Raw genomic sequence first — 26,257 nt, 5'->3', positions numbered from 1 at the left:
GAACACGCGCCACGATGGTGGAGCGCTGCGCTGCATCGCGATGCACCGGGTCGATTTGCTGCTGCACAAGGCATCCTGATACGGATAGCGCCGTCGCGCGGTATCGCGGATCGCCTTGTCGGCATGCCAATTGCGGACGTTAGCGTCGCAGGCCGCAAGCGGCGGCTGTACCCCTACCAGGAAAGCATCTGCCCATGCCCAACGATCTCACGCCACCATACGCTGTCATGCCTCCGAGCCGTTCCGCCGATCTGCATCGGCGCCCAGGATGCGCCGCATCCGGGGGTGAGTCATGAGCAGTCCACGCATGCGTGTCGGCATGATCGGTCTGGGCGCCATGGGCGGCGCACTCGCGGACCGCCTTCTGCAATCCGGGCTCGATCTCGTCGCCTACGATGTCGAAGCCGGCGCCATCGCGCGACTCGTCGAGAAGGGCGCCCAGGCCGCCGGCTCGCCCAGGGACGTGGCTTGCCGTGCCGAGGTCGTGCTGGCCTGCCTGCCGTCTCCCGAGGTCAGTGAGCGCGTTGCGCTCGGCGCCGACGGCGTCATCCACGGCAACAGCGTCCGCCAGTACGTCGAGATGTCCACCATCGGCGTCGACATGACGCGAAGGATCGCTTCCGCGCTCGGCGAGAAGGCGATCGCACTGCTCGATGCACCCGTGAGCGGCGGTCGCATTGGCGCGGCCAATGGCCGGCTCACCTGCTTCGTGGCAGCGCCGCGCGTTCACTTCGAAGCCGCCGAACCGGCGCTGCGCGGTCTCTGCGACCGGCTTTTCCATATCGGTGAGCAGCCCGGCCAAGCGCAGATCCTGAAGCTGGCCAACAACATGCTCAATGCGGCGAATCTCAGCCTTGCCGTGGAAATGGTGCTGATGGCGCGCAAGGCCGGCATCGACGAGGCCACCGCCATCGAGGTGATCAACGTCTCGACGGGACGAAGTCGCGCGACCGAGGAGACCTTCAAGACCCAGATTCTCACCGGGGCCTTCGACACCGGAGGAAAGCTCGCCATCGCCCACAAGGACGTCGTGCTGGCCGTGGAGCAGGCACGGGTGCTCGGCGTCGAGCACAGCGTGGCGCGCGCAGCGAGCGAGCTGTGGGAGGCCGCGGCGAAGGCCGGTCATGGCGGAGAGGACCTGTCGCGCATCTACCAGTTCGTCGCGGCGCTGAACGAGCGCGGAATCTCTCCATAAGTCCGCGCGATGGGTTCCATCGCAAATCGGTAGTTTGCAGAGTGCGCGACACGGGCGACATTGCATACCACCGACCGCATGCGGCTCGCAACGAATCTTGACCACAACATTCCGGAGACAACCTTGCCCTCTCGCTCAGCGCGCCGCACCCAGTGCGAAGCAGAACCCGCCGCCTTGTCGCGGCGCCACCTGCTCGCGCTCGCCCTCGGCGGCCTTGTGCCGACCTTGGGCCGTGCGCAGGAGGTCGGCCGGCCGGTCAAGCTCATCGTCGGCTTCGCACCGGGCGGCTCGGCTGACCTGATCGCACGTCTGATCGCGCCTCGCTTGTCCGAAGCACTGGGCAGCACTGTCGTCGTGGAGAACCGCGCGGGAGCGAGTGGCACGCTTGCCAGCGCCTTTGTCGCCCGTTCCACGCCGGACGGCACCACCTTGCTGATGGGCTCGCAGAGCCCCGTGATCATCACGCCGCAGACGCTCAGGTCGTCCACCTTCAAGCCGCTGTCGGAGCTTGTCGCGGTCAATACCGTCGGGCTGACGACACAGGTCATCGCGGTCAATCCTGCCACTGGCATCAAGACACTTGCGGACTTGATCGCTGTCGCGCGCGCCAAGAGGCTCTCGCTAGCCTCGGCCGGCACCGGCGGCATGACGCACGTGGCCATCGAGTTGCTGAATCGCGCAGCCGGCGGCCGCGTGGTGCACGTCCCCTACAAGGGCTCGGGTCCAGGCATCAACGACATGCTGGCCAGGCATGTCCAGGGCGTCGTGGCGGACCTGGCCCCACTGCTGCCGTTCATCCAGGAGCGGCGGCTGGTCGCGGTGGCGGTCACGAGCGAGAAGCGTTTCGAGTTCCTGCCGGACGTGCCGACTGCCAACGAGACCATTCCCGGCCTTGGCGCGACCAGTTGGGCGGGTGTGCTGGCACCCGGCGCCACGCCCACGCCAGTCGTTGCCAGGATCAATGCGGCGCTGGTGAGCGTGGCGGCGCACGAAGACGTCAAGGCGCAGTTGCGCAAGGCGGGCTTCATCCCGTCCACGATGGCTTCTCCACGCGACTTCCAGGCGTTCCTCGCCGCAGACTTCACGCGCTGGGGCCGGGTGATCAAGGAGCTCGACATCGTCAGCGACGAGTGAGCGCATGGCCCCGGATTCTTCGTGCAGATGAGTCGCAGCGGGGCAGCAAGACATTTCGATTCAATCAACGAGCAGAGGCACAGACAAATGCATAAATTCAAGACCAGCGACGGCATCGAACTCGCGTATTACGTGGACGATTCGACCCGACCCTGGGTCAAGCCGGACACCATCCTGCTGCTTCATCCGGCCATGGGCAGCGCCAAGCGCTACTTCGAATGGGTTCCCCGCCTGTCGCCGCACTACCGCGTGCTTCGCATGGACATGCGCGGCCACGGTGCCTCCCAAGTCCCGGGCGCCGACAGCCCCCTGAACATGGAACGCCTGGTCAAGGACGTGACCGAGCTGCTCGACCAGGTCGGTTGCGAAAGCGCCCACATGGCCGGCACCTCGGCTGGCGGCTACATCGCCCAGAACACCGCGTTGAGCCATCCCGAGCGGGTCAAGAGCCTGCTGCTGTTCAGCTCGACTCCCGGCCTCAAGCAGAGCATGTGGCCCGTGTGGATCAAGGAGGTCGAGAAGATCGGCCTGCGCAACTGGCTTGCCCAGAACATCTCCAGTCGCCTGCCGGTAGACCAGCTCGATCCGAAGCACGTGGAGTGGTTCCTCGACGAGGCCGACAAGCTCGAGATGAACTTCGGTGGCCGCATGGTGCTGCTCATGAGCAGCCTTGACTGGTCGGATCGCCTCGGCGAGATTCGCTGCCCCACGCTGATCGCGCGTCCGGGCGCCGCGAACATCGGCAACGAGAGCGCCTACGAGATGATGGCGGAGCGCATCCCCGACGCCCAGCTGGTCGACTACGCCGGCCTGCCTCATCACTTGACCGATGCTGTTCCCGAACGCTGCGTGGCCGACATCATGGCCTTCCTGCGCTGGCGCTTTGGCGCGCCATGAAGCGGCAAACGGTGCGTGCCCTCCATCCAAAGAAGTCATCCATGACCGCTCGTTCTTCATTCCTGCGCTCCACCCGGTTTGGCTGCTCCGTGGTGCTCGCCTTGACCGCCTCAGCGTGGGGCCTCCAGGCCCACGCCCAGCCCTATCCATCGAAGCCGATTCGCCTTCTGGTCGGATACCTGCCAGGCGGTGGCGTCGACTTCACGGCGCGCACCATTGCACCGGCGCTCGGCGAGGCGCTGAACACCATTGTTGTGGTCGAGAACAAGGCCGGCGCCAGCGGTACCTTGTCCGGTGACTTCGTCGCCAAGTCCGCACCAGATGGCTACACGCTGCTCTATGCGCCCGGGAGTGCCATCACGACGGCGCCGCAGACGATGGCGAAGCCCCCGTTCGACGTCCTCAACGACCTGGCACCGATCAACATGGTTGGTGAATCGCCGCTGGTCATCGCCATGAATCCAAACCTGGGCGTTCACAACGTCAAGGACTTGTTGGCGTTGTCGCGCAAGCGCACGGTCAACCTGGCGTCGGGCGGTGCGGGCGGCATGTCGCATCTCACGATCGAGATGCTGAGCCAGGCCGCCAAGGGCAACATCACACACGTGGCCTACAAGGGCGGCAGTCCCGCCATCGTCGACACGATGGCCGGCCACGTGGACGGAACGCTCGCGGACTTCCCGCCGGTGCTGCAGATGTTCAAGGACAAGCGTCTCGTTCCGGTCGGTGTCACGAGCGAGAAGCGGGTCGAATTCCTGCCCAACGTGCAGACGGTGGCTGAAGACATTCCCGGCTTTGTGGCGCTGAGCTGGTATGGCGTGTTCGCCCCGGCCAAGACACCGCGCGACATCATCGAAAAGATCAACGCTGCGCTCGTGAAGGCGATGGCCCGCGAGGACGTACGCACGCACCTGAAGGACGCCGCCGTGCTGCCGAAGACGCTCGCGTCTCCTGCCGCATTCCGCACCTTCGTGGCCGACGACTACGCGCGCTGGGGCAAGCTGATCCGTGATCGAAACATCGTCGCAACCACCCAGTGAGAGCCGCGCCCGGAAGACGTCCGTAGCGGCATTTCCCTGCATTCGAGACTCAGAGACACACCAGAAGCCATGCACTCAGAAACCTACGATTTCATCGTGATCGGCTCGGGCGCCTCCGGCGGCGTGCTGGCCAACCGACTCAGCGAAAGCGGCAAGCACTCAGTGCTGTGCCTGGAGGCGGGCGAGAAGGGCGCGCACTACATCTGGACGCGTCCGCCGGTGGGTGTGGTCTACATGATCGACAACCCCGCGGTGAACTGGCGCTACCAGTCGGAGCCGCACGAGAGCCACGGCAATCGCCCGATCTACGTTCCGCGCGGCAAGCTGCTGGGCGGCAGCACGGCGATCAATGCCATCGTCTACAACCGTGGGCAGCGCATCGACTACGACACTTGGGCGGGGCTCGGTGGGTCGGGATGGAGCTACGAGGAGGTGTTGCCGTACTTCAAGAAGATCGAGCGCACCCGGCTCGGATCCGACGACTACCGTGGCCGATCCGGACCGATCAACGTGATCGAGGCCTCGAAGGTAGCGCCCTTCTACGACATGTTCATCCAGGCGGCGAAGGCCGTGAACATCCCGTTCAATGCGGACTACAGCGGTGCCTCGCAGGAGGGCGTGGCGATGGCCCAGCAGACCTCGCACCGGGGCTTGCGCCACAGCACCGCAACGCAGTACCTGCACCCCGCGCGTGGCCGTGCCAACCTGACGATCCTCCAAGGCTCCGAAGCCACCTCGCTGATCCTCGAAGGCAAGCGCTGCGTGGGCGTGCGCTTCCGTCGCCAGGGCAAGAACCAAGAAGTCCGCGCCAGGCGCGAAGTCATCATGTCCTGCGGCGCTGCCAACTCACCCAAGCTGCTCGAGCTGTCGGGCATCGGCAACCCCGAGATTCTCCAGAAGCACGGCATCAAGGTCGTGCATGAACTGAAGGGTGTTGGCGAGAACCTGCGCGACCACTACGCCGCGCTCATGAGCTGGCGCTTCAACACGCCCAACATTTCGCTCGCAAAGAAGGGCCATGGCTGGCGCCTGTGGCTCGAGATGCTGCGCTACGCGATCTTCCGCAAGGGCTTCATTGCCCAGGGCCACGGGACCATGCGGGTGTTTGCCCGATCGAGTCCGAAGGCGGAGAACCCGGACATCATGATGGTGGTCAGCCCCTACATCCTCGAGTTGCGCGGCGGCAAGACGCGGCGGATTTCGGCAACCGAGGGCTTCTCGATGTATGCCCACCTGCAGCGCACCGAGAGCACTGGCAGCATCCACATCCGATCGGCAGATCCGGCGGCGCCGCCGGTCATCAACTATCGCTTCCTTGGCACGGAGAACGAGCGCAAGACCGCAGTGCTGGCGGTGCGCCGTGCGCGAGAGGTCGCGAACGCGCCGCCGCTCCGAGGCCTGGTCGCCGAGGAAGTGGAGCCGGGTCCCAAGGTGCAGAGCGACGAGGAGATCCTCGAGTACATCCGCAACACAGGCACGATCACGCAGCACATCGTCGGCACATGCAAGATGGGCGACGACACGATGTCCGTCGTTGACGCGCGCCTGCGCGTGCGTGGCATTGCCGGACTGCGCATTGCGGATGCGTCGATCATGCCGACGATCATCTCGGGCAACACCAGCATCCCCTGCATGATGATCGGCGAAAAATGCGCCGACATGGTTCTCGCCGACGTCTAGCTGACGAGGGGGCGACCCGACCCCGTCGCCCCCTCTTCTCAATCGGCCTTGGCGCCGGTCTGCTTGATGATCTGCCCCCACCGCGGAATCTCTGTCTTGATGTAGGCGGTGAACTCGTCCGCACCCATTGGCGCGGGCACGCCACCGAGCGTGGCAAGCCGGTCCGTCATCTGTTTGGAAGCGACGACCTGCAAGCTCGCCGCACTCAGCTTCTGCACGATCTCGCGGGGTGTGCCGGCGGGAGCCACGAGGCCGTACCAGGCCGCGAAGTCGAAGTTGGGAACCACCGTCTCGGCAACCGTCGGGACGTCCTGGAGCGCGTGCACGCGATTGCGGGAGGTGACCGCCAGTGCGCGCAGCTTGCCCGATTGCACGTACGGGACTGTGGCGGCAAGGCTCGCGATGATGATCGGGATCTGGCCTCCGATGGTGTCGACCAGGCCTGGAGCATCGCCCTTGTAGGGCACATGTGTCATGCGCGTTCCCGTCATGAGCTTCAGGTACTCGCCACCGAGATGAGAGGTGGTCCCGTTGCCTCCGGACGCGAAACTGTATTCGTCGGGATGGGCCTTGAGCAGGGCGACCAGCTCACCCATGCTCTTGGCGGGGACCGAGGGGTTGACTGCAATCACGTTGGGCACGATCGCGATGCGAGCGATGGGCGCGAGGTCTTTTGCGGGGTCATACGGCATGCTCTTGAACAGCGCCAGGTTGCCGGCCAAGGGGCCGTTGGTGCCGAGCGCAATCGTGTAGCCGTCGGGCGCAGCCTTGGCCACGACGTCGACGCCGAGGTTTCCGCCCGCGCCTCCCTTGTTCTCCACGAACACCTGTTGCTTCAATGTCTCTCCCAGCTGTACGGCAAATCCGCGCGCCAGCGTGTCCGTCGGACCACCCGCCGCAAAGGGGACGACAAGACGGATGGGCTTGCTTGGATAACCCTGTGCTGCGGCGGCCTGTGTCAAGGCGAGCAACGTGAAGGAGAGGGCGGCTACTGCGTGACGACGTTTCATGAGATCGGTGTTCCAGCGATTGTTGAAGGGCTGGAGTCCTGGTCTGCAAAGCACATGCCATGAAGAATGGGGGGCGCAGGTCTGAGAACTGTCGTTGTCGAGTGCACGCATTGCGTTCGGCGTCGACACATCGCATATCACTGCGCCATCTGCGCCAGTATCACGTTGGCATGGGCGTGGCCCGCAATGAGATCGACATGAGCCTGGGATACCCTCGAAACAAGCACCTATCGTCGCAGCACGTTCGCTGATCGATCAGCCTGCCTTGTACGGTGCCAGAGCGCCAACTAGATTGCAGGTTCCTTCTACTTACAGGGCTCTTGCACATGAAAATCGGTGGCAGCACACGCGTATTCCTGATCCTTGGCGACCCGGTGGCTCAGGTTCGGGCGCCGCAGGTCTTCAACCATCTCTTCGAGCGGCACGGCGTCGACGCGGTTCTGGTGCCGGCCCGCGTAGCTCCAGCCGACTTCGAGTCCTTTGCCCGCTCGGTCCTCAAGGCGGGCAACATTGACGGTCTCTGGCTGACGATTCCGCACAAGACGGCGATGGTGCAGATGCTCGACCATTGCGATGCGCTAGGCCGTGCGGCCAACGCGGTGAATGCGGTGCGCCGCAATTCCGATGGTTCGATCGAGGGCGCCCTGTTCGATGGCATCGGCTTTGCCAAGGGACTGGACCTCTGGGGCGTTCCGGTGGCTGGGCGCAAGGTGCTCATCGTGGGCGTCGGCGGCGCGGGCGTCGCGATCGCGGCGACGCTGGCGGCCCGGGGCGCCGCTCGTATCGCGTTAGCGGCACGCGACGTCAAGCGGGCCACCGGCATTGCGGAGGGACTGAGCGCAGCTTTCGATTGCGACGTGGTCGCCGCTTCATCGTCCGACCCCGCAGGCTACGACCTGGTCATCAACGCCACGCCGCTCGGCCTGAATGCGAGCGATCCACCGGCCTTCGATGTCGCGCGCCTCGACAGCGGTGCCTGCGTCGTCGACATCCTCATGAAGAACCAGCCGACGCCGCTGCTGCAGGCCTGCCATGCGCGCGACGTGGCGGCCTATCCGGGCTTCGAGATGCTGATCCAGCAGGTGCCCGAGTACCTGACGTTCTTCGGGCTCGGCAAAGTTGCGGCCGCAGTGCAGGACGATCTCTCCGGCGTGCGCGCGTTGTTCGAAGCGGGCGACTGACCAACCACGGCGTCGTACCAAGGCCTGAGTCGTCGCCGAGACGATTGCTTTGCAGGCCGAATGTGCGTGCAGGGCTTCGCGAGCCGGCTAGTGTCCGGACTCGTCTTGGTCGTCGCCGAGGCCACGCAAGCCCAGTCCGAGGCGGCTGCCGCAGGCCAGGATCACGCCCATGGTCAGGAACACGCCGGTCACGCCGGTGAGGAACCCTGCCATGCCGAACAGCAAGGGCATGCCCACGCTGGATGCGTTGACCATGATGAGCCGCACGGCCAGCGCCTCACCATGCCGCTCGCGCGGCGTGATCTGGTGGAGCATGCTCATGACCGTGGGTTGCACGACGCTCAGGACGAAGCCCAGGGCTGCGGAACAGATGCCCATCTCGAGTGCCGTCGAGGTCAGCGGATAGAGCAGGAACAGCACGCCGGCCGCGGCCGTGGCGCCGGTGATCAGCACCCATTCCTGCAGGCGGCCGGCGAACAGCGGCATCACGATGCGGACGCAGGCAGCGGCGAGCGCGAAGCCACCGAGGATGCTGCCGATGGCCGAGGCCTGGAGCCCACGCTCATGGCCGAGCACTGGCACCATGAAGCCATGCAGGTCCCATGAGGCGGTCATGAACCAGTTCATCAGGAGAAGGCGGCGCATGCCCGGGCCAAGCAGCAGATCCCACGCGGCGCCGCCTCTCGAAGCCACGGGCTCCTCTGGAAGCTCGCGCGCACTGCGCAGCAAAGTCCAGCCGACAAGCGGCATGCAGGCCAGCAGCACGAACGCAGCCTGGTACCGCGCGAGGTCGATCACCAGGCCGCTTGCGAAAGGGCCGAGGAAGTTGGAGGCGGCGGGCGCAATCGCCAGCCACGAGAAGGCCTGCCGGCGCTCGGCGGTCGACGTTGCCATCCGGCCGACGTGGCGCTGCACGGCAATGGTCGCAGCGCCGACGGCACCGCCGCACAGCAATGCCGTGAGGCACAGCACGGGGTAGGTCGGCCAGATCGCGGCAAGTCCGACGCCCACCGAAGAAGCGATCACGGCAAGCCCGACCGGCCGCCGGAGTCCGTGCCGATCGGCGTAGCGACCGGCAGGCAGGGACAAGAAGATCTGCGTCAACGCGAACAACGCCACCAGCAGGCCGACAGCAGCCTTGCCATGCCCCTGGTTTAGCGCCAGCAGCGGCGCAGCCATGCGCGACCCCGTCATCGATGCATGCAGGCACACGTGACCGGTGATGATCCGCGCCAACTGGGCGCGACGCGCCCTCTCGCCGCTCTCAGGAAGCACAGGGGCGTCCACCTTCGCGTGGCCTATTTCTGGCCCGGATGGCGCGTCGATGCAAAGCTCTCGCGCCGGCCAAAGACTTCAAACCATGCGGCCAGTCGCGGCGCGGACTCGCGCCATGCAAGATCGCCGAAGCGGAAGTCCAGCCAGCCCAGTGCGCAGGCCACGGCGATCGCGCCGACGTCCGCCTCGGCTGGAAGCTTTCCCTCGAGAAACGCGATCCCGCGAAGCACCTTGGCCGTCTGTGCCTGCACCCATTTGTCGTAGCGAAAGGCTTCGGGGCGGACCTGTTCGAGACGCACCAGCTGTGCGGCCTCGAGCATCCCGTTGGCCAAAGCGTTGCACCGCAACGCGTGCCAGCGCGCGTTACCGGCGGTGGGATACCAGGCGGTGTCGCCGGCCAGCGTGCTGAGGTATTCGCACACCACGCTGGAGTCGAAGAGCGGCATGCCGTCGTCGGTGACGAAGGCCGGGATCTTCCCGAGCGGATTGATCGCGATGACACTGGCATCGGGCTCGTAGGGCGACAGGTTCACCAGCTCTCTCCCGATGCGTTCCTCGAGCCCGAGTTCGATCGCGAGGATCAGCACCTTGCGCACATAGGGCGAGTTGGGCCCGAACTTGAGCTTCATCTTCGGAGCCACGGCCAGCTTGCTGTCCGACATCAGAGCTTCATCGCGAACGGATCGCGCTCTTCGTTGGAGAAATTGATCATGACGTTCTTGGTCGTCGTGAAGGCGTCCAGCACTTCCTCGCCACGTTCACGGCCGGATCCGCTGTCCTTGACGCCGCCGAATGGCGCCTGCGCCGCCGCCGCGCGGTAGGTGTTGACCCAGACCATGCCGGCGTGGATCTCGCGCGAGACCCGCAGGGCGCGCGAGACGTCGGTTGTCCAGATGCCTGCCGCGAGTCCGTACTTGGTGTCGTTGCCGATCGCGATGGCCTCTTCTTCCGTCTCGAAGGGAATGATCGACAGCACCGGCCCGAAGATCTCTTCCTGCGCCACGCTCATCGAGTTGTTGACCTCGCCGAAGATCGTCGGCTCGACGAAGAAGCCGCGTCCTAGGTCCGGGCCCGAAGCCGCCTTGCCGCCGGTGAGCAACTGGGCGCCATCCTTCATCGCGCCATCGATGGACTGCATGATCCGTTCGAACTGCGGCTGGTTCGCTGCCGTGCCCATCTCGGTCTTCGGGTCGATCGGATTGCCCATCTTTATGCTCTTCGCGCGTGCGACGAGCGTCTCCGAGACTTCCGCATAGACCTTGCGCTGCACCAGCAACCGGGAGCCTGCGATGCAGGACTGGCCGGTGCCACCGAAGATGCCGGCCAGCGCGCCGATCGTCGCCTTCTTGATGTCGGCATCCTCGAAGATGATGTTGGGCGACTTGCCACCGAGCTCCATCGTGACCGGTACCAGCAGGCGACCGGCCGCTGCGGAGATTTCGCGCCCCACGCCCGGGCTGCCCGTGAAGGTCACGTGGTCCACGCGCCCACTGTTCAGCAAGGCCTTGCCCACACGATAGTCGCCCGTGACCACATTGACGACGCCCGGAGGAAAGCCTGCCTGCTCGATCAGCTTGGCGAACTCGAGCGTCGTGCACGAAGCCTGTTCCGATGGCTTGATCACGATGCAGTTGCCGGCCGCGATGGCCGGTGCGAGCTTGTTCGACAACAGGTGCATCGGCGAATTCCATGCGGTGATCGCCACCACCACGCCGACGGGTTCGCGGCGCGTGTAGTTCAGCACGTCGCGTTCATCGAGCGGCATGCTCTGGCCCCACAGCTTGTCGGCGTAGCCTGCGTAGAAGCGGTAGGCACGCGCCGCGAAGAGCTGTTGCGAGCGAGTCTCGCGGATCACCTTGCCGTTGTCGGTGCTCTCGAGCACGCTCATGCGATCCGCATCGGCCTGCAGCAGGTCCGCCAGGCGATTCAGGAGTCTGGCGCGCTCAAGGCCGGAGGTCTTGCTCCAGTGGTTGTCGAACGCGCGCCGCGCGGCGGAGATGGCCTCCGCCACCTGGGCGTCGGTGGCCTGAGGGACCATCGCCCATGGCTCGCGCGTGTAGGGGTTGATCGAGGGAAAGACTTCCTGGTTGGCTTCGGCCACCCAATTCCCGTCAATGTAGAGCTTGTACGCGTTTGTCATGGTTGTGTTTCCGAGCTGTTGGTTGGAAGGTGCGGATCGACGACGGCGGTGCTGGCATCAATGTCGGGCGACGTTGCGAGCGGTGATCGCTTGGTCTGCAGATTGCAATGCGCATGCCAGTGCGAAGGCGGTGACTGGAACATCCGGCCGAGTGGCTTCACGGATGGGCTTGCACACCCCTGCACGCTGCTGCACGGGCCGGGTGAGGCGCCGAACTCGCTCCGCCCAAGCCGAGGACATGTGTGCACGACGGGGACGGTCGTGTCGTTGCAGCGGACATGGGCAGGGCGCAAGAACGTTGCGCTTGCGAAGTAGCAAGGGCCTCCTCAGAGGAAACAGCAGCGTTGCGACACCGCTCTGAGGACTGGCATGGGGTTTGCACATTCCATGATCACAAGCGTGTTCATCAAGGCGCAAGAGTCCGGGATCACATCGGGCATTTCCAGAATCCTCTGAGCCATGCAAAGGAGACAAATGATCGTTCGTGAGTCGTATCCGTCCCGCATCACACGTCGCAACGTGCTGGGCCTCGGCGCAGGCCTTGTGGCGGGCCTTTGCGGTGACGTCGCGTTTGCGCAGGCGTATCCCGCGAAGCCGATCCGGATCATCGTCGGCTTCGTCCCCGGCGGCTCCACCGACTTCGGCGCGCGCATGATCTCCGCTGGCCTCGCGGATGCGCTCGGCGTGCCGGTCGTCGTCGAAAACAAGCCGGGCGCCACTGGCGTCATCGCCTCGGAGTACGTGGCAGGTGCCCCCCCGGACGGCTACACCCTGCTGGTCGGCACGGCCACGCCGATCATCATCGCGCCGCAGGCGATGGGACGGCAATCCTTCAACGCGCTGAAGGATCTCACAGCGGTCAACATGGTGGCCGAATCGCCGATGGCGCTGGCAGTCAATCCCGGGCTCGGCGTCAAGCGGGTCAAGGATCTCGTGGCGCTGTCCCGCACGCGCCCGGTGACGGTCGGCACCTCCGGCCTGGGCGGCACGCTGCATCTGCTGGTCGAGAGCCTGATCCAGTCGACCGGAGGCAATTTCGTCGTCGTGCCCTACAAGGGCAGCGGTCCCACGATCACCGACACCATCGCCGGTCACATCGACGCCACCGTGTCTGATGTCGGTTCGTTCCTGCCCTTTCACAACGACGGCAAGTTGCTGATGCTGGGCATCGCTTCGGAAAAGCGGATGGACGTGCTGCCCAACGTGCCGACGCTGCAGGAGGATGTGCCCGGCCTCGTCATGGTGAGCTGGACGGGTCTGTTCGCGCCCGCGAAGACGCCCAAGCCCATCATCGACACGCTCAACGCAGGCCTCATGAAGATGATTGCCCGCGACGACGTGCGCAAGCAGTTCATCAAGAGCGGCGCCACCGTCTATGCACAGCCGGATCCCGCAGCGTTCCAGAAACTGGTCGCGACCGACTACCAGCGCTTCGGCAAGTTGATCAAGGAGCGCGGCATCGTCATCAAGGACTGATGCGCGCAATTGCCGCAATGACCCCAACAGGTTCCAGATGGAACCGTCCCCGACACAACTACCAGGAGTTTTTCATGGCTTTGCCCACCGCATCTTCCGAATCCGCCCGCATCTACGAACAGGTGCCCGAACTGGCACGCCTTCGCAAGGACGTTCTGCTCGGCGACGTCTGGAAGCAGAAGGAACTGGCCCATCGCGACCGCATCCTCGTCACCCTGGGCGTACTGGCCGCTGGCGGCAAGGTCGATGAGATGAAGGCCTGGATGTCGCGCGGCCTGGAAGCCGGCATCACCCTCGACGAGCTGCGGGGACTCATCGTGCACGTGACCTTCTACGCCGGCTGGCCGGCCGGCCTGGCGGCGGGACGGGCTGCGCTGCCGCTGTTCGAAGCCGAAGGGAAGTAAGGAGCTGACCATGAACATCGGATACATCGGCTTGGGTTCCATGGGCGGCGCACTGGCGCGCCACCTCGTGGGCAAGTACCCCCTCACGGTCTGGGACCTCAACAGCGCATCCTGCGCCGCATTCAAGGAGCTCGGCGCGACCGTTGCGCCCACGGCCGCCGAACTCGCGCGGCAGTGCGACATCATCCTGCTGTGCCTGCCGCGCACGTCGGACGTGCACAAGCTCATGTTCAGCCCCGGCGGTCTGGCTGAAGGCCTGTCCGCGGGCAAGCTGGTGGTCGACCAGACCAGCGGCGTGCCGGGCGAGACGGTGGCGATTGCCAAGGTGCTGGCCAAACGCGGCATCGAGATGATCGACGCACCGGTGTCGGGTGGCGTCGTCGGCGCGGCCGCGGGCACGATCACGATTATGGCCTCGGGCCCGCAGGCCCAGTACGACCGCGCGCTGCCGGTGCTCAACACCATCAGCTCCAATGTGTTCCGATGCGGCGAGCGGGTGGGTGACGGCCAGGCGATGAAGCTGGTCAACAACCTCCTGAGCGCGGGCTGCCGGCTCGCGGCCCTCGAGGTCGTGGCGCTCGGCAGGAAGCTGGGTCTTTCGCTCGCAGCCATCACCGGCGCGATCAACAGCGGTTCGGCCTGCAATCGCACGACCAAGGTCACGTTGCAAAGCATCGTCGATGGCAAGGCGGCCGTTTCCAACTTCGCCATGGCACTGATGCTCAAGGACATCAACCAGTCGATCCAGCTCGGCAAGGTCTGCGGTGTGCCGACGACGCTCGCGAACAGCGTGCGCGGCCTGCTGCAGATCGGCGTCAGCACGCTCGGCAAGGATGTGCAGTTCGACCGTGTCATGAACTTGATCGAATCGATGGCGGACACGCACATCGTCGCGCCGGCGGACGATGCGGAAGGCGCCCATCCGGCTGCAAGCGTGGCGGGGGAGAAGGAACTCCATCTCATCCAGAACGCCGTGGCGGCGTGCAACCTGCTCCTGACCTACGAGGCGGCTTCGATCGCGGTTGCGTATGGGCTCAAGCTGTCCGACGTCGACATGGTGATCAACAAGAGCACGGGATGGAGCGCCGCCTCCGAGCGGGTCCTGCCCTTGCTGTCCCCGGCGAAGGAAAGCTCACCAGTGAAGCTGCAAGCGATGGTGGACGATCTCAAGCTCGCCAGCCAGCTGGCCATCGAGCAGGGCGCTCCGATGTTGATTGCCAATGCGGCTGGCAGCCTGTACGAGATCGGCGCACGCAAGCTCGGTTCCCAAGCCAGCATCGATTCGATGGCCAAGCTCTACGAATCGATGGCGGGCGTTGAATTCGAAGGCGCCTGAGTGACGGCGACTGAAGCGCACGCACCGGTCGCCGCGCAGGCCGCCTCGGTCTTCACCGCCACGCGCGCGCCGGATGAGGCGTGGCTGGCCCGCGCCCCGGGGGAAGCGGCGATCGAGCCAGAGCTGGCGATCGTCGATCCGCACATGCACCTGTGGGATCACAAGACGGGCTACAAGTACTTCGTGCCGGAATTCGCGCTGGACGTCGCGGCGTCGGGCCACACCATCGACGCGACAGTGTTCATCGAATGCCATGCGATGTATCGCGCGAGCGGACCCGAGCATCTGCGCTGGGTGGGCGAGACCGAGTTCGCGGTCGGCCAGGCCGCGATGGCCGCGAGCGGCAAGTACACGTCTTGCGCAGCCGCTGCTGCGATCGTTGGCTACGCGGACCTGACGCTCGGGGAGCGGACGCGTGAAACGATCGAGGCACACGTCGAAGCCGCCAACGGCCGCTTCCGCGGCGTTCGCCAGCGCGGCAAATGGGACGCCGATCCGGCAGTCAACGGGCCGGTCGGCGCGGATCGCACCGGGCTCTACCTGGAAAAGTCATTCGGCGAGGGCATCGACGTGCTGACGTCGATGGGCCTGACCTTCGACGCCAGCATCTTTCACACGCAGTTGCCGCAGGTCACCGCGCTTGCGCGAGCCCACCCGGACGCGACGATTGTGGTGGTCCATACGGGCAGTCCGCTCGGGCATTCGTCGTATGCGGGGAAGGAAGCCGAGGTCCATGCCCTCTGGCTGGCAGGCATGAAGGAACTCGCCACCTGTCCCAACGTCTCGATCAAGATGGGCGGCCTCCTGATGTGCTTGGGCAATTTCGACTTCACCAAGGCCGAGAGGCCACCCACGTCCGAGCAACTCGCGCAGCTCTGGCGGCCGTATCTGGAGCCCTGCATCGAACTGTTTGGAGCCGGGCGCTGCATGGCGTCCTCCAACTTCCCGGTGGACAAGGCCGGCATGCCGTACGGCACGCTCTGGAACATGTTCAAGCGCGTCATCGCCGGCTGCTCGCTGGAGGACAAGAAGCTGATCCTCGGCGGCACTGCGCGCCGTCTCTATCGCTTGCCATGAGTGCTTGCCGTTGGCAGTCGCAAGGCTTGCAGCCGGGGACGCGATGAAGATTCTTGCGGAGGGACTTGGCTTTCCCGAGGGGCCGGTCTGGTTGAGCGACGGCTCGGTGCTGCTGGTCGAGATCTCGGCTGGCCTGTTGACACGTCTGCGGCCCGATGGCACCAGGCAGGTCGTCGCCAGTCCAGGCGCCAGCCCCAATGGCGCGGCCATCGGCCCGGACGGCGCCTGCTACATCTGCAACTCGGGCGGCTTCGAGTGGCTCAAGCATGCGGACGGCAGCGTGCGTCCGGGACCGCAGCCGGCCGACTACTCGGGCGGCCGGATCGAGCGCGTCGACCTGGCCACGGGAGAACTCACGGTGCTCTATCGCAACAGCGACAAGGCGCCGCTGAAGGGCCCCAACGACCTGGTCTTCGACTCGGAAGGTGGCTTCTGGTTCACGGACAGCGGCAAGCGGCGATCACGAGAACAGGACTTCGGCGCGGTCTGCTACGCCCGGATCGACGGCAGCGAGTGCCGTGAGATGATCCATCCCTTGATGACGCCGAATGGCATCGGCTTGTCGCCGGATGGCAGCGTCCTGTATGTCGCCGAGACGCCCACCTGCCGCCTCTGGTCCTTCGACATCGCGCGGCCGGGCCAGTTGGCCGGTACACCTCGATCCCCGGCGCCGCACGGCGGCAGGCTGCTCGCAGGCCTGCCGGGCTACCAGTTCTTCGATTCGCTCGCGGTGGAGGCCGGCGGGAACATCTGCGTGGCCACGCTGTTGAATGGTGGCATCACGGTGTTGTCGCCCGACGGTGAGCTGGTCGAGCACGTCCCGCTGCCGGACCCCTACACCACCAACCTCTGCTTCGGCGGCGCCGAAATGCGGACCGCCTGGGTCACGCTCGGCACGACGGGCCGACTGGTCGAGATGCCGTGGCCGCGCCCCGGTCTTCGCCTTCACGCTTCCTCTTGAAATCCACCATGAACGTGCGTTCACTTCTTCGCCTCGCGGCAACCTTCGGTGCGCTGGCCCTCGGGGCGATCGCGAACCACAGCTTCGCGCAGGAGCCGATCCGCATCGGCTGGCTGTCGTCGCTGACCGGTCCGCTCTCCACCGCCGCCATTGCGGAGAACGAAGGCCTGCGCTTCGCGGTCGACGAGATGAACCAGGCGGGCGGCATCAACGGCCGCAAGCTCGAACTTCTCACGCGTGACACGGCAGGCGATCCCACCAAGGCGGTCAACTTCGCCAACCAGCTGGTGCACCAGGACAAGGTGGACTTCATCGTCGGGCCGGTCAATTCGGGCGAGGCGCTGGCCACGATTCCCATCGTCGCGCGCGCGGGTGTGCCCAACCTCGTGATCGGCGCGCTGGACGAGCTCACCGATCCGGTGAAGTCTCCGCGCGCCTTTCGCGTCATCTTCACGAACGAGCAATGGCTGCGGGTGAGCCACGACTATGCGGTCAACGTCCTGAAGCGCAAGAAGATCGCCCTCATCGGCGACACCACGGGTTTTGGTACGGCAACGGTCAAGAAATCCACGGCCATGCTTGCGGCGCTCGGGATCACGCCGGTGTTCACCGTGCTCGTCGATCCCAACCGCACCAGCGTCACCGACGAGATGACAAAGGCGAGGGAGGCCGGCGCAGACATCGTCATGCCATGGACGGCATCGACCGGTCTGCTGGCGCGCATCCTCAATGCGCGTGGCGACATGGGGTGGGACGTCCCGATGGTCGGCCACTCGGCCATCATGACGACGGCCATCAAGGGCCTGCTGAACAAGCCCGAGTACTGGGAGAAGACCTACGCGGTGGGCTTCCGGAACATGACCTACGGAGCCGACGGCAAGTTGCCGGAGCGCACGCAGCGCCTCATGGAAGCGATCCGGCCCAAGCTCGGCGGCGGCCAGATCGACTTCACCTTCTGGTGGGTCGCACATGCCTATGACTTTGTGCAAATCATCCAGCACGCCGTCAAGACGGCCGGCTCGACCGACCCCGCCGCGATCCAGAAGGCGCTCGAGAACACGCGCAACTTCAAGGGCTACTACGCCGACTACAGCTGGAGCGCGACCGAGCGCAACGGCTTCCAGGAGAGCGGACTCGTCATGAACAGGGCCAACAGCTTCAAGGACGGCAGCTATCAGCTGGCGCCGCAGTAGCTGGCCTGGAGGAAATGAGCTTGAACGAGTTTGACTATGTGGTGGTGGGCGCGGGCGCGGCCGGCTCGGTCGTGGCGCGACGGCTGGTGGACAGCGGCGCGACCGTGCTGCTGCTGGAGGCGGGCAAGTCGGATCGGCATCCCTACGTGCGCGTGCCGGCGGGCTTCTTTCGCGTGCTCAAGTCCGGCCATTCGAGTTGGGGCTACAAGATCGAGCCCCAGGTGGGGCTCGGCGGGCGCAGCTTCGACTACCCGCGCGGCAAGGTGCTGGGCGGCAGCGGTGCCATCAACGGCCTGGTGCAGTCATGGGGCTTGCCTTACGACTACGACCGCTGGGCCCGCGAAGGCTGCGAGGGATGGTCATTTGACGACGTGCGTCCCTTCTTCATGCGCTCCGAAAGCTATGCGAACGGCGACCCTGCCAAGCGCGGCCGCGACGGTCCGATCGTGGTGTCCGACTACGCCGAGTTGCACCCCGTCGCACGAGACTTCCTGCGTGCCGCCAACGAGGTCGGTTTGCCGGTTCTGAAGGACTACAACAGCGACTATCGCGCCGGGGTGAGCCAGGCCCAACAGACGCGCGACGGCAGGTTCCGCGAGACCGCCGCCACGGCCTATCTGCGACCGGTCATGAACCGCCAGAACCTGACCATCGAAACCTCCGCGCTGGCGTGCGCGATCGAGCTCGACGACAGCCGCCGCGCCCGCGGGGTCAGCTACCGCGTTGGCGGCGTGAAGAAGACCGCGCAGGCCCGCAGGGAAGTCATCGTCTGTGGCGGCACCGTGAACACGCCGCACCTGCTGAACCTCTCTGGCATCGGCCATGGCGAGGAGCTTCAGGCGGCCGGCATCGCGGTCAGGCATCACTTGCCCGGTGTCGGGCACGGCATGCAAGACCACTACACCTCCAAGCTCGTTCGCCGTCTGCGCGGCATGACCACGTTGAACCAGCAGGGCAGGGGGCTGCGCCTGGTGGCCGAAGTCTTCGACTACATGGCACGCGGCAAGGGCATCCTCACGGCCTCGCCATCGTTCGTCACCGGCTACCTGAAGAGTTCGCCCGATCTCGACATCCCGGACCTCCAGATCTCGTTCATCCCCGCGAGCTTCGAGCTCGGCGGCAAGTTCGTCCTCGAATCGAAGCCCGGCATGTCGATGGGGATCTGGCAGATGCGTCCCGAAAGTCGCGGTCATATCCGCACGATCTCGCCGCGCCCCGAGGACGCGCCGGCGATCTCGCCCGGCTACTTGCGGGCGCCTGTCGACCAGCAATGCGTGGTGGCGGGGTTGCGCTGGGCCCGACGGCTTCTCTTCGCGAATGCCTTCGATGCCTATGGCCGCGAAGAGGTCATGCCGGGCCCTGAGCTGACGACGGACGAGCAGTTGCTGGACTACGCGCGCCGTACCGGCGGCACGACCTATCACCCGGTGGGCTCCTGCCGCATGGGCACTGACGGACGCGCCGTGGTGGACAGCCAGCTGCGGGTGCATGGCATCAGTGGCTTGCGCATCGCCGACGCCTCGATCATGCCGCACGTCACTTCCGGCAACACCCATGCGCCGACCGTGATGATCGCCGAGAAGGCCGCGGATCTCATCCTGCGCAAGACGCCGGCCTGGTCGACCGCTGCGCCACCCGTCTCTCAAATGGAACCCACGAATGCGTGACAACCACATCTATCAAGTCCCCCTGTTGATCAACGGCCAGGATGTCACCGGAGAAGGCCGCGAGCGCCGCCCCATCGTCAATCCGGCGACCGGCGAGACGATTGGCGAGCTCACGCTGGCCAGCGTGGCGGACATCGACCTGGCTGCCGAAACGGCACAAGCCGGTTTCGAGGAATGGCGCCGCCGCACACCCCTGGAGCGCGCGAACATCCTCTCGGTCGTCGCCCTGGCGATGCGCAGTGACGTCGAGCGCCTGGCCTCCTTGCTGACATCGGAACAGGGCAAAACACTGAAGGAAGCCCGCGGGGAAGTGCTGGGCTCGGCCGACCTCGTGCAGTGGCTCGGCGAAGAAGGCAAGCGGGTGTATGGACGCGTCGTGCCTTCCCGCTTCAGCAACATGGAACAGCTGGTCCTGCTGGACCCCGTGGGCCCTGTGGCCGCGTTCTCGGCGTGGAACTACCCGATCTCGTTGGCGGCGCGCAAGATCGGCCACGCGCTTGCGGCCGGCTGCTCGGTGGTGATCAAGCCCGCCGAGGAGTGTCCCAGCGCCGTGCTGGCGCTGGCCCGCATGTTCCACGCCGCGGGTGTGCCGCCCGCTGCGCTTCAAGTCTTGTTCGGCCATCCGGCGCAGGTGTCGGAGCGCCTGATCGCATCTCCGCACATCCGCAAGATCACCTTCACCGGATCGACCAGCGTCGGTCGCCACCTGGCAACGCTGGCCGGCGCCGCGCTCAAGAAGGTCACCTTCGAGCTCGGCGGCCACGCGCCGGTCATCGTGATGGACGACGCCGACATCGATGCCTTCGTCGAAGCCGCGGTCGCGAGCAAGTACCGCAACGCCGGGCAGATCTGTACCTCGCCGAGCCGCTTCTTCGTGCATGAGCGCGTGTACCAGCGAACCGTCGATGCCTTCGTCCAGCGTGCGAAGGCGCTCACGGTCGGTAACGGCGCCGACAGCGCGACCGACATGGGGCCGCTGGCCCAAGGCCGGCGCGTATCGGCGATGGAAGAGCTGACGCATGACGCACTGACGCACGGCGGCCGCATCCTCACCGGCGGAGCGGGCCGCAGTGGCGCCGGGTACTTCTGGCAACCGACGGTGCTGGCGGACGTGTCCGCAGAAGCCCGGCTGATGCGAGAGGAGCCCTTCGGTCCCGTGGCAGCGTTCCAGCCGGTCGCCAGCCTGGACGACGCGCTGCGCGCAGCGAATTCGACCGAGTACGGACTGGCGGGTTATGCGTTCACGTCGACGATCGAAGGCGCGCGCCGCATCCAGGAAGGCCTGCGCGTCGGCATCCTGGGCCTGAACACCTTCACGCCCAGCGTGCCGGAGATGCCTTTCGCCGGCGTGCGCGACAGCGGCATCGGCGCGGCCATGGGCTACGAGGGACTGATGGAACACATGAACGTCAAGGCGGTGTTTCGAGCCGGTTGACCACCCGGCACTCGCTGCCAGCAAGAAATGGAACAGCAAATGGAAAAGCGGAAACTCGGCAACGGTGGGCTCGAGGTCTCGGCCCTTGGCTTCGGCTGCATGGGGTTGAACTATGGCCGCGGGCCCGCGCTCGACAAGCAGGAGGCGGTCAAGCTGATCCGCGCCGCCTTCGATCGCGGTGTCACTTTCTTCGACACGGCGGAGGTGTACGGCCCGTTCACCAACGAGGAGTTTCTGGGTGAGGCGCTGGCGCCATTCCGCGACCGCGCGGTCATCGCCACCAAGTTCGGCTACCAGTTCGATGCACAAGGCGTCGAGGCGGGCCTCAACAGCCGCCCTGAACAAATCCGTGCCGCTGCCGAAGGATCGCTCAGACGCCTGAAGACCGACGTGATCGACCTCTACTACCAGCATCGCGTGGACCCGAACGTGCCGATCGAGGACGTCGCGGGCGCGGTCAAGGACTTGATCCGCGAGGGCAAGGTGCTGCACTTCGGCCTGTCCGAGGCCGGCGTCTCCACGATTCGTCGTGCGCATGCGGTCCAGCCCGTGGTGGCGCTGCAGAGCGAATACTCCTTGTGGTGGCGCGAGCCCGAGAGCGATTTGCTGCCTGTGCTGGAGGAACTCGGCATCGGCTTCGTCCCGTTCAGCCCGCTCGGCAAGGGCTTTCTCACCGGCGCCATCGACGCACAGACCCAGTTCGACCCCAGCGACCGCCGCAACGGCATTCCTCGCTTCAGCACCGAGGCGCGCGCTGCGAACCAGTCGCTGGTGGAATTGATCGGCCGGATCGCGCAGCAAAAGGGCGCGACCGTTGCGCAGATTGCGCTCGCCTGGTTGCTGGCCCAACAACCGTGTATCGCGCCGATCCCGGGCACGACCAGACTGCATCGGCTGGAAGAGAACCTGGGCGCTGCGTCCGTCCGCCTCTCGAGCGCCGACCTGCAGGGGATCCAGCTTGCGCTCGACGGCGTTGTCGTGCAGGGTGATCGCTATCCGGCGTACCTGCAGCAGCAGGTCGACCGCTGAGCCGACCGGGCGTGACTGGGTTGCCTGTCACGCCCGCGTCTTCAGGCCGTCAGCTGGCCACGATGTTTCTCTCTCGTATCAGCTTGCCCCATCGGGTGTACTCCTCGACAACGAACTTCCGGAAGGCTTCCGGGTCCCGGTAGGTGATGGGAATCAGGCCGTTCTGCTTCAGGCTGGCGCGAATGTCGTCGCGGGCGACGACCTTGACCATGGCTGCGCTGATCTGGTCCACGATGGCCTGGGGGGTCTTCGCCGGCGCGAAGGCGCAGGTCCAATTCATGCCGGTGACCCCGGGCAATGTGTCGTTGGCCGTGGGCACGTTGGGGAGGAGGTCGAAGCGCTGCTCGCTGGTCACGGCCAATGGGATCAGCCGGCCATCGCTGAAATGCTGCATCGCCGACGAAATATCGGAAACGATGGCGTCGACATGTCCACCGATCGCATCGACGATCCCGGGGGCGCTACCCTTGTAGGAGACATGGGTGAAGGTGTCCCCCGTCGCCTTGATGAGCAACTCGATCACAAGATGCGTCATGGTGCCTGTACCCGCCGAGGCAATCGAGATCGGGCGAGTGCGCGAGAGCGCAATGAGTTCCTTCAGCGTGCGCACCTTGAGGCTGGGGTGCGCGCTGATGACCAATGGTGAACCGCCGAGCGTGTTGATCGGGACGAGGTCCGTCAACGCGTCGAACGTTGGCTTAGGAGCGGCCTGCGGGGCGATCATCACCGAACTGCCCGGGGTCATCAGGAGCGTGTAGCCGTCCGGGGGCGCCTTGACCACGTAGTCCACGGCGATCATGCCGCTTGCGCCTGTCTTGTTCTCCACGACCAGAGTAGCCTTCAACTCGGCCGCCAGTGCTGGCGTCACCAGACGGACGACATTGTCGCTACCCCCGCCTGCTGCGAAGCCATTAAGCAGCCGGATTGGCTTCGATGGGAACTGTTGCGCTCGCGCCAGGCCCGGTGACGCCATGACGGCCGCAGCGGCGGCGAAAGTGAGCCATTGACGGCGTTGCAGCAGCGGCCCGTCCTGGTCGAACAGGCCCTCGAGCGCTTCGTTGGCGACATGCACTGATTTGACATTGAACATAGGGGTCCCCGTTGGAGTGTGAATTCGCGATGGCGTCGCGTCGACGTGCCAGCGATCGACATGACTTGGCAGCCGTCGCTGATACGGTGACAGTGCAAACGCCGAGCCAGACAAGGATCCGTGCAAACCCGGGTGACAACGGTGGCCCCATCGAGCCCAGCCACGTTTCCACGGACCGAGTTCGAGAAGAAATGTTCTTCGTGTATGCGGCGGGTACAGGTATGACGTCCTCACGCACATCGCCTGACCGGGGGGGCCTGTCCGGCTGCGCCTCGCGGCAGCGCCCGGCTATTGCGGCGCGCGCTGGTAGCTCCCGTCCTTGAAGCTGTTGGCGACGTTGACCACGAGGTCGCTGTCCTGGAAGCCGTTGCGGATGCTCGGTCCCCAGGTGTAGGTCGCGTAGTAGCCCTTGAAGTCGCGCGTGCCCTCCAGCGCCTTCTGGATCGCGGCGGGGTCGGTCGAACCGGCCGTCTTGACCGCATGCTCGATCACCTTGACCAGGTCGTAGCCCGTCGCGATCCAGCCAAAGGAGAAGTCGATGGTCCCGCCGCCCAGCGTGGGCCGTATCGCTTCCATGAGCTGGCGTGTGCTCTCAGGCAGCTTGCCATCGGCGCCGTAGGTCATGTTCTTCAGGCCGACCGCGTAGGCCTTCTCCCAGTACTCCGGCTTGTTCAGCAAGGCCTTCATGGCCGTCGACATGATGCCGACATGCCCAAGAACCGGAACATCCCATTGCATGTCGCCGCGCGCGTTGAGGATGCGTGCCAGCAGGCCGGTCGAGGCTGTCCAGGGCATCACGATCTCGGCACCGGCAGCCTTCGCCTTCGCCATCTCGTCGGTAAGGCTGGTGCGGTTGGAGTCGACCAGCACGGTATAGACGGGGGTGATGCCGATGGCCGCCAGCATCTCGGTGGACTGCTTGACGGTGGCGGTGCCGTAGCCCGAGGTGTCGCCGATGATCGCGATCTTCTTCGCCTTCAGCACGTTGATCGCATAGTTGTGGCTCGCACGAAGCCATTGTTCGTTGACGAAGATGGTCCGGAACGCGCGCGGATACTTGACCGGATCCGTCTGCGACTCGAGTGCGGTGATGAGAAGGTTGGGCACGCCGGCGCGGGCGACGATCGGCACGGTCGGCAAGGCTTCTCCGGAGTTCACCGGGCCGAGAATGAAGTGGACCTTGTCCTGGAAGACCAGCTGGTTGGCGAAGTTCACGGCCTTGGTGGGGTCGCCTGCCGTGTCACGCGTGAGAAGTTCGAGCTTGCGGCCGCTGATGCCGCCTGCCTTGTTGAGCTGATCGACGGCGAACTCGACACCCTTGTTTTCCGCGATGGCACCGGTCGAGAGTGGCCCGGTCAGGGATGACAGCCAGCCGATGCGGATGGTCTCTTGCGCCAGCACCTGTGCGGCCCCAGCCAGGCCGAGCGAGAAGGCACCGATGGTCGTGAGACGACGGACGAACGAACGCTTGTGCATTTCCATGTTTCCAGTTCTTGTGCTTGTGAATGGGCGCGTTTGCGCCGGGCGCGGGCAGGATTGCCGGTGACTTTCTCAGGCCGCGTCGGCCAGGATCTCGAAGGTGCCTCTCGGGTCGGTGAGCATCATCACGTGGCTCGTGTCGAGGATCAGCGCCGTGGCGCGCTCGTCGTCCTGGAACATCCGGTGGAAGGGCACGAAGGTTGAAGACAGGTGCGTATAGCCGCCTGCGAGGACATAGGTGTGGTGGATGCCGGCTGGCCTTTCGGGCAGCGCCTTCGACGCCTGCAGCATGGTCATGACGGGATGGGGCGAAACGCGAGAAGCGGCGTATTCGATGACTGCCGGATCCGCCACGGCCAATGCTTCCAGCGACATGGGCGGTACGTCTAGGCCCTGCACGGCAAGTTGCACCATGGCCTCGTAGCTGCCATTTCGATTGGCGTAGTTCATCTGGGCCTTGCCGCGCTCCGGTGCGAATGCATCGAGGTAGACCATCGAGGCGATCCGCTCCGGAATCCTTGCAAGGACATCGGAGATGACCATGCCGCCGTAGCTCCATCCGACGAGCACCACCTGTGCGAGGTCTTCCTGCAGGATGAGATTCAAGACGTCGTCGGCATGCGTGTCGAGATTGATGCCGGGGCGCAGCAGGTGCCGCCGATCCCCCAGTCCCGTGAGGGATGGCGTGTAGACCGTCTGGCCCGTCGCGCGCAGTGCGTCGGCGACCGGCCTCCACACCGAGGCGCCGAACCAGGCGCCGTGCACGAGGACATAGATGCGGCGCTCGCGTGCGTTGCGCGTTGTGGGGATGGACAGGTTCATGGCTCAGGTCTTCACGCAGTAGGGAGAATCGATGGTCATGCCGGGCGCAGGGGCGCCGGCAAGAGTCTGGGGAGTGCTGCATCGAGGTCGATGACCAGCGGCACGCCGTTCGGAATCTCGATGCGGACGATGGTGGCTTCGCTCACGTCGCAGAGGATCTTGATCAAGGCCCGCAACGAGGTGCCGTGCGCAATCACCAGGGCCCGAGCGCCACTTGCCGCCGCCGGCCGCACGACAGCGTTCCAGTAGGCCGCCACACGGACCACGGTGTCCGCCAGAGACTCGGAAGCCGGAACGTCGATGCCGGCGTAGCGCCGATCCTCGGCCAGCAGACGCATCGCGTCGGCTGATTGGGGTGGTGGCCTCGTGGCATAGCTCCTTCGCCACTGCCGCACCTGCGCCTCGCCGAAACGTTGCGTGGTGTCGCTCTTGTTCAGTCCTTGCAGCGCGCCGTAGTGCCGCTCGTTGAGTTGCCAGGAGCGCTCGGCCGGCAGCCAGGTGCGATCCATGGCGTCAAGGCAATGCCAGGCGGTCTGTGTCGTTCGCCGCAGCACGCTGGTGTAGACGCGATCGAAGTCCAGCCCCGATGCCTGCATCGAGAGGCCCGCATGCCGGGCCTGGTCCACACCCCGGGGCGTCAATGCCACGTCGACCCAACCCGCGAAGCGGTCGTCCTGGTTCCACTCGGACTCGCCATGACGCAGCAGGACGATCTTCGTCATCGCAGGCCACGGCT

The 26,257-nt window shown here is 65.5% G+C and carries 23 protein-coding genes; 15 read left to right on the top strand and 8 right to left on the bottom strand.

All coding sequences use genetic code 11. From position 1 onward, the window contains the following. Positions 1-292: 292 nt before the first annotated feature. The 5 genes from WKW82_RS29290 (at position 293) to WKW82_RS29270 (ending at position 5,946) form a co-directional block, all read left to right on the top strand. The gene (locus tag WKW82_RS29290; RefSeq protein ID WP_340346211.1) at positions 293-1,195 is read left to right on the top strand and encodes an NAD(P)-dependent oxidoreductase; all 903 of its coding nucleotides are present in this window, start codon (positions 293-295) and stop codon (positions 1,193-1,195) included. Positions 1,196-1,318: 123 nt separating this feature from the next. Then, positions 1,319-2,329, top strand: coding sequence for a Bug family tripartite tricarboxylate transporter substrate binding protein (locus WKW82_RS29285; protein ID WP_340346209.1), 1,011 nt, complete (start codon positions 1,319-1,321; stop codon positions 2,327-2,329). Between the two features lie 87 nt (positions 2,330-2,416). Beyond that, positions 2,417-3,226: an alpha/beta fold hydrolase gene (locus WKW82_RS29280; RefSeq protein WP_340346208.1), complete on the top strand. Its 810-nt coding sequence runs from the start codon at positions 2,417-2,419 to the stop codon at positions 3,224-3,226. A 41-nt stretch (positions 3,227-3,267) separates the two neighbouring features. Next, positions 3,268-4,266, top strand: coding sequence for a Bug family tripartite tricarboxylate transporter substrate binding protein (locus WKW82_RS29275; protein WP_340346207.1), 999 nt, complete (start codon positions 3,268-3,270; stop codon positions 4,264-4,266). A 69-nt stretch (positions 4,267-4,335) separates the two neighbouring features. After that, a complete protein-coding gene (locus tag WKW82_RS29270) occupies positions 4,336-5,946 on the top strand; it encodes a GMC family oxidoreductase (RefSeq protein WP_340346206.1) in 1,611 nt (536 codons plus the stop codon). Positions 5,947-5,984: 38 nt separating this feature from the next. Here WKW82_RS29270 and WKW82_RS29265 read toward each other — a convergent pair whose 3' ends face one another. Continuing rightward, complete coding sequence (locus WKW82_RS29265; protein WP_340346205.1) at positions 5,985-6,956, bottom strand: Bug family tripartite tricarboxylate transporter substrate binding protein; 972 nt, start codon at positions 6,954-6,956, stop codon at positions 5,985-5,987. A 326-nt stretch (positions 6,957-7,282) separates the two neighbouring features. On the opposite strand from WKW82_RS29265, the gene WKW82_RS29260 reads away from it, so the two are divergent. Then, on the top strand, positions 7,283-8,137 hold the full coding sequence (locus WKW82_RS29260) for a shikimate dehydrogenase family protein (RefSeq protein ID WP_340346204.1): 855 nt from the start codon (positions 7,283-7,285) through the stop codon (positions 8,135-8,137). 87 nt (positions 8,138-8,224) lie between these two features. Here the strand turns inward: WKW82_RS29260 and WKW82_RS29255 are convergent, their stop codons facing one another. The 3 genes from WKW82_RS29255 to WKW82_RS29245 are packed head-to-tail and all read right to left on the bottom strand — an operon-like array spanning position 8,225 to position 11,552. After that, positions 8,225-9,412, bottom strand: a complete 1,188-nt coding sequence (locus tag WKW82_RS29255; protein WP_340346202.1) for an MFS transporter — start codon at positions 9,410-9,412, stop codon at positions 8,225-8,227. A 23-nt stretch (positions 9,413-9,435) separates the two neighbouring features. Next, a complete protein-coding gene (locus WKW82_RS29250) occupies positions 9,436-10,074 on the bottom strand; it encodes a glutathione S-transferase N-terminal domain-containing protein (RefSeq protein WP_340346201.1) in 639 nt (212 codons plus the stop codon). Next, entirely contained in the window at positions 10,074-11,552 is a 1,479-nt protein-coding gene (locus WKW82_RS29245; protein WP_340346200.1) for an aldehyde dehydrogenase, read from the bottom strand. Before WKW82_RS29245 ends, WKW82_RS29250 begins: the two co-directional genes overlap by 1 nt. Positions 11,553-12,026: 474 nt before the next feature. Here WKW82_RS29245 and WKW82_RS29240 point away from each other — a divergent pair, with 474 nt between their 5' ends. From WKW82_RS29240 to WKW82_RS29200, 9 genes are all read left to right on the top strand, one after another. Further along, complete coding sequence (locus WKW82_RS29240; RefSeq protein WP_340346199.1) at positions 12,027-13,028, top strand: Bug family tripartite tricarboxylate transporter substrate binding protein; 1,002 nt, start codon at positions 12,027-12,029, stop codon at positions 13,026-13,028. A gap of 74 nt (positions 13,029-13,102) precedes the next feature. Continuing rightward, positions 13,103-13,432: a carboxymuconolactone decarboxylase family protein gene (locus WKW82_RS29235; RefSeq protein WP_340346197.1), complete on the top strand. Its 330-nt coding sequence runs from the start codon at positions 13,103-13,105 to the stop codon at positions 13,430-13,432. Positions 13,433-13,442: 10 nt separating this feature from the next. Next, entirely contained in the window at positions 13,443-14,768 is a 1,326-nt protein-coding gene (locus tag WKW82_RS29230) for an NAD(P)-binding domain-containing protein (RefSeq protein WP_340346196.1), read from the top strand. Next, positions 14,769-15,845, top strand: coding sequence for an amidohydrolase family protein (locus WKW82_RS29225; RefSeq protein WP_340346195.1), 1,077 nt, complete (start codon positions 14,769-14,771; stop codon positions 15,843-15,845). A 43-nt stretch (positions 15,846-15,888) separates the two neighbouring features. Then, entirely contained in the window at positions 15,889-16,806 is a 918-nt protein-coding gene (locus WKW82_RS29220; protein WP_340346194.1) for an SMP-30/gluconolactonase/LRE family protein, read from the top strand. Between the two features lie 8 nt (positions 16,807-16,814). Beyond that, entirely contained in the window at positions 16,815-17,999 is a 1,185-nt protein-coding gene (locus WKW82_RS29215) for an ABC transporter substrate-binding protein (RefSeq protein WP_340346193.1), read from the top strand. Positions 18,000-18,019: 20 nt separating this feature from the next. Continuing rightward, positions 18,020-19,666, top strand: a complete 1,647-nt coding sequence (locus WKW82_RS29210) for a GMC family oxidoreductase (RefSeq protein WP_340346192.1) — start codon at positions 18,020-18,022, stop codon at positions 19,664-19,666. Then, positions 19,659-21,101 (top strand): NAD-dependent succinate-semialdehyde dehydrogenase, encoded by a 1,443-nt coding sequence (locus tag WKW82_RS29205; protein WP_340346191.1) that lies wholly within the window; start codon positions 19,659-19,661, stop codon positions 21,099-21,101. The genes WKW82_RS29210 and WKW82_RS29205 overlap by 8 nt, the downstream gene beginning before the upstream one ends. Before the next feature lie 39 nt (positions 21,102-21,140). Next, entirely contained in the window at positions 21,141-22,130 is a 990-nt protein-coding gene (locus WKW82_RS29200; protein ID WP_340346189.1) for an aldo/keto reductase, read from the top strand. Positions 22,131-22,179: 49 nt separating this feature from the next. On the opposite strand, the gene WKW82_RS29195 is transcribed toward WKW82_RS29200, so the two are convergent. The 4 genes from WKW82_RS29195 to WKW82_RS29180 form a co-directional block, all read right to left on the bottom strand. Beyond that, on the bottom strand, positions 22,180-23,202 hold the full coding sequence (locus tag WKW82_RS29195; protein WP_340346187.1) for a Bug family tripartite tricarboxylate transporter substrate binding protein: 1,023 nt from the start codon (positions 23,200-23,202) through the stop codon (positions 22,180-22,182). Between the two features lie 306 nt (positions 23,203-23,508). Beyond that, positions 23,509-24,696, bottom strand: coding sequence for an ABC transporter substrate-binding protein (locus tag WKW82_RS29190; RefSeq protein WP_340346186.1), 1,188 nt, complete (start codon positions 24,694-24,696; stop codon positions 23,509-23,511). 75 nt (positions 24,697-24,771) lie between these two features. Then, on the bottom strand, positions 24,772-25,521 hold the full coding sequence (locus WKW82_RS29185) for an alpha/beta fold hydrolase (protein WP_340346184.1): 750 nt from the start codon (positions 25,519-25,521) through the stop codon (positions 24,772-24,774). 35 nt (positions 25,522-25,556) lie between these two features. Further along, the gene (locus tag WKW82_RS29180) at positions 25,557-26,243 is read right to left on the bottom strand and encodes a 2,3-bisphosphoglycerate-dependent phosphoglycerate mutase (protein WP_340346183.1); all 687 of its coding nucleotides are present in this window, start codon (positions 26,241-26,243) and stop codon (positions 25,557-25,559) included. Positions 26,244-26,257: the final 14 nt, after the last annotated feature.

It is taken from the genome of Variovorax rhizosphaerae (assembly GCF_037889975.1).
GTDB classification, from domain to species: Bacteria; Pseudomonadota; Gammaproteobacteria; order Burkholderiales; family Burkholderiaceae_C; genus Variovorax; species Variovorax rhizosphaerae.
The sequence above is the reverse complement of the archived record's forward strand: the minus strand, read 5'-3'. Positions and strand labels throughout refer to the sequence as shown.

What these genes read in the sequence shown, in the direction of transcription:
- WKW82_RS29265 (WP_340346205.1), bottom strand. Translation starts at nt 6,956, where the DNA reads ATGAAACGTCGTCACGCAGTAGCCGCCCTCTCCTTCACGTTGCTCGCC.
- WKW82_RS29230 (WP_340346196.1), top strand. Translation starts at nt 13,443, where the DNA reads ATGAACATCGGATACATCGGCTTGGGTTCCATGGGCGGCGCACTGGCG.
- WKW82_RS29180 (WP_340346183.1), bottom strand. Translation starts at nt 26,243, where the DNA reads ATGACGAAGATCGTCCTGCTGCGTCATGGCGAGTCCGAGTGGAACCAG.
- WKW82_RS29235 (WP_340346197.1), top strand. Translation starts at nt 13,103, where the DNA reads ATGGCTTTGCCCACCGCATCTTCCGAATCCGCCCGCATCTACGAACAG.
- WKW82_RS29200 (WP_340346189.1), top strand. Translation starts at nt 21,141, where the DNA reads ATGGAAAAGCGGAAACTCGGCAACGGTGGGCTCGAGGTCTCGGCCCTT.
- WKW82_RS29185 (WP_340346184.1), bottom strand. Translation starts at nt 25,521, where the DNA reads ATGAACCTGTCCATCCCCACAACGCGCAACGCACGCGAGCGCCGCATC.
- WKW82_RS29205 (WP_340346191.1), top strand. Translation starts at nt 19,659, where the DNA reads ATGCGTGACAACCACATCTATCAAGTCCCCCTGTTGATCAACGGCCAG.
- WKW82_RS29270 (WP_340346206.1), top strand. Translation starts at nt 4,336, where the DNA reads ATGCACTCAGAAACCTACGATTTCATCGTGATCGGCTCGGGCGCCTCC.
- WKW82_RS29280 (WP_340346208.1), top strand. Translation starts at nt 2,417, where the DNA reads ATGCATAAATTCAAGACCAGCGACGGCATCGAACTCGCGTATTACGTG.
- WKW82_RS29260 (WP_340346204.1), top strand. Translation starts at nt 7,283, where the DNA reads ATGAAAATCGGTGGCAGCACACGCGTATTCCTGATCCTTGGCGACCCG.
- WKW82_RS29190 (WP_340346186.1), bottom strand. Translation starts at nt 24,696, where the DNA reads ATGCACAAGCGTTCGTTCGTCCGTCGTCTCACGACCATCGGTGCCTTC.
- WKW82_RS29290 (WP_340346211.1), top strand. Translation starts at nt 293, where the DNA reads ATGAGCAGTCCACGCATGCGTGTCGGCATGATCGGTCTGGGCGCCATG.
- WKW82_RS29220 (WP_340346194.1), top strand. Translation starts at nt 15,889, where the DNA reads ATGAAGATTCTTGCGGAGGGACTTGGCTTTCCCGAGGGGCCGGTCTGG.
- WKW82_RS29250 (WP_340346201.1), bottom strand. Translation starts at nt 10,074, where the DNA reads ATGTCGGACAGCAAGCTGGCCGTGGCTCCGAAGATGAAGCTCAAGTTC.
- WKW82_RS29275 (WP_340346207.1), top strand. Translation starts at nt 3,268, where the DNA reads ATGACCGCTCGTTCTTCATTCCTGCGCTCCACCCGGTTTGGCTGCTCC.
- WKW82_RS29215 (WP_340346193.1), top strand. Translation starts at nt 16,815, where the DNA reads ATGAACGTGCGTTCACTTCTTCGCCTCGCGGCAACCTTCGGTGCGCTG.
- WKW82_RS29245 (WP_340346200.1), bottom strand. Translation starts at nt 11,552, where the DNA reads ATGACAAACGCGTACAAGCTCTACATTGACGGGAATTGGGTGGCCGAA.
- WKW82_RS29240 (WP_340346199.1), top strand. Translation starts at nt 12,027, where the DNA reads ATGATCGTTCGTGAGTCGTATCCGTCCCGCATCACACGTCGCAACGTG.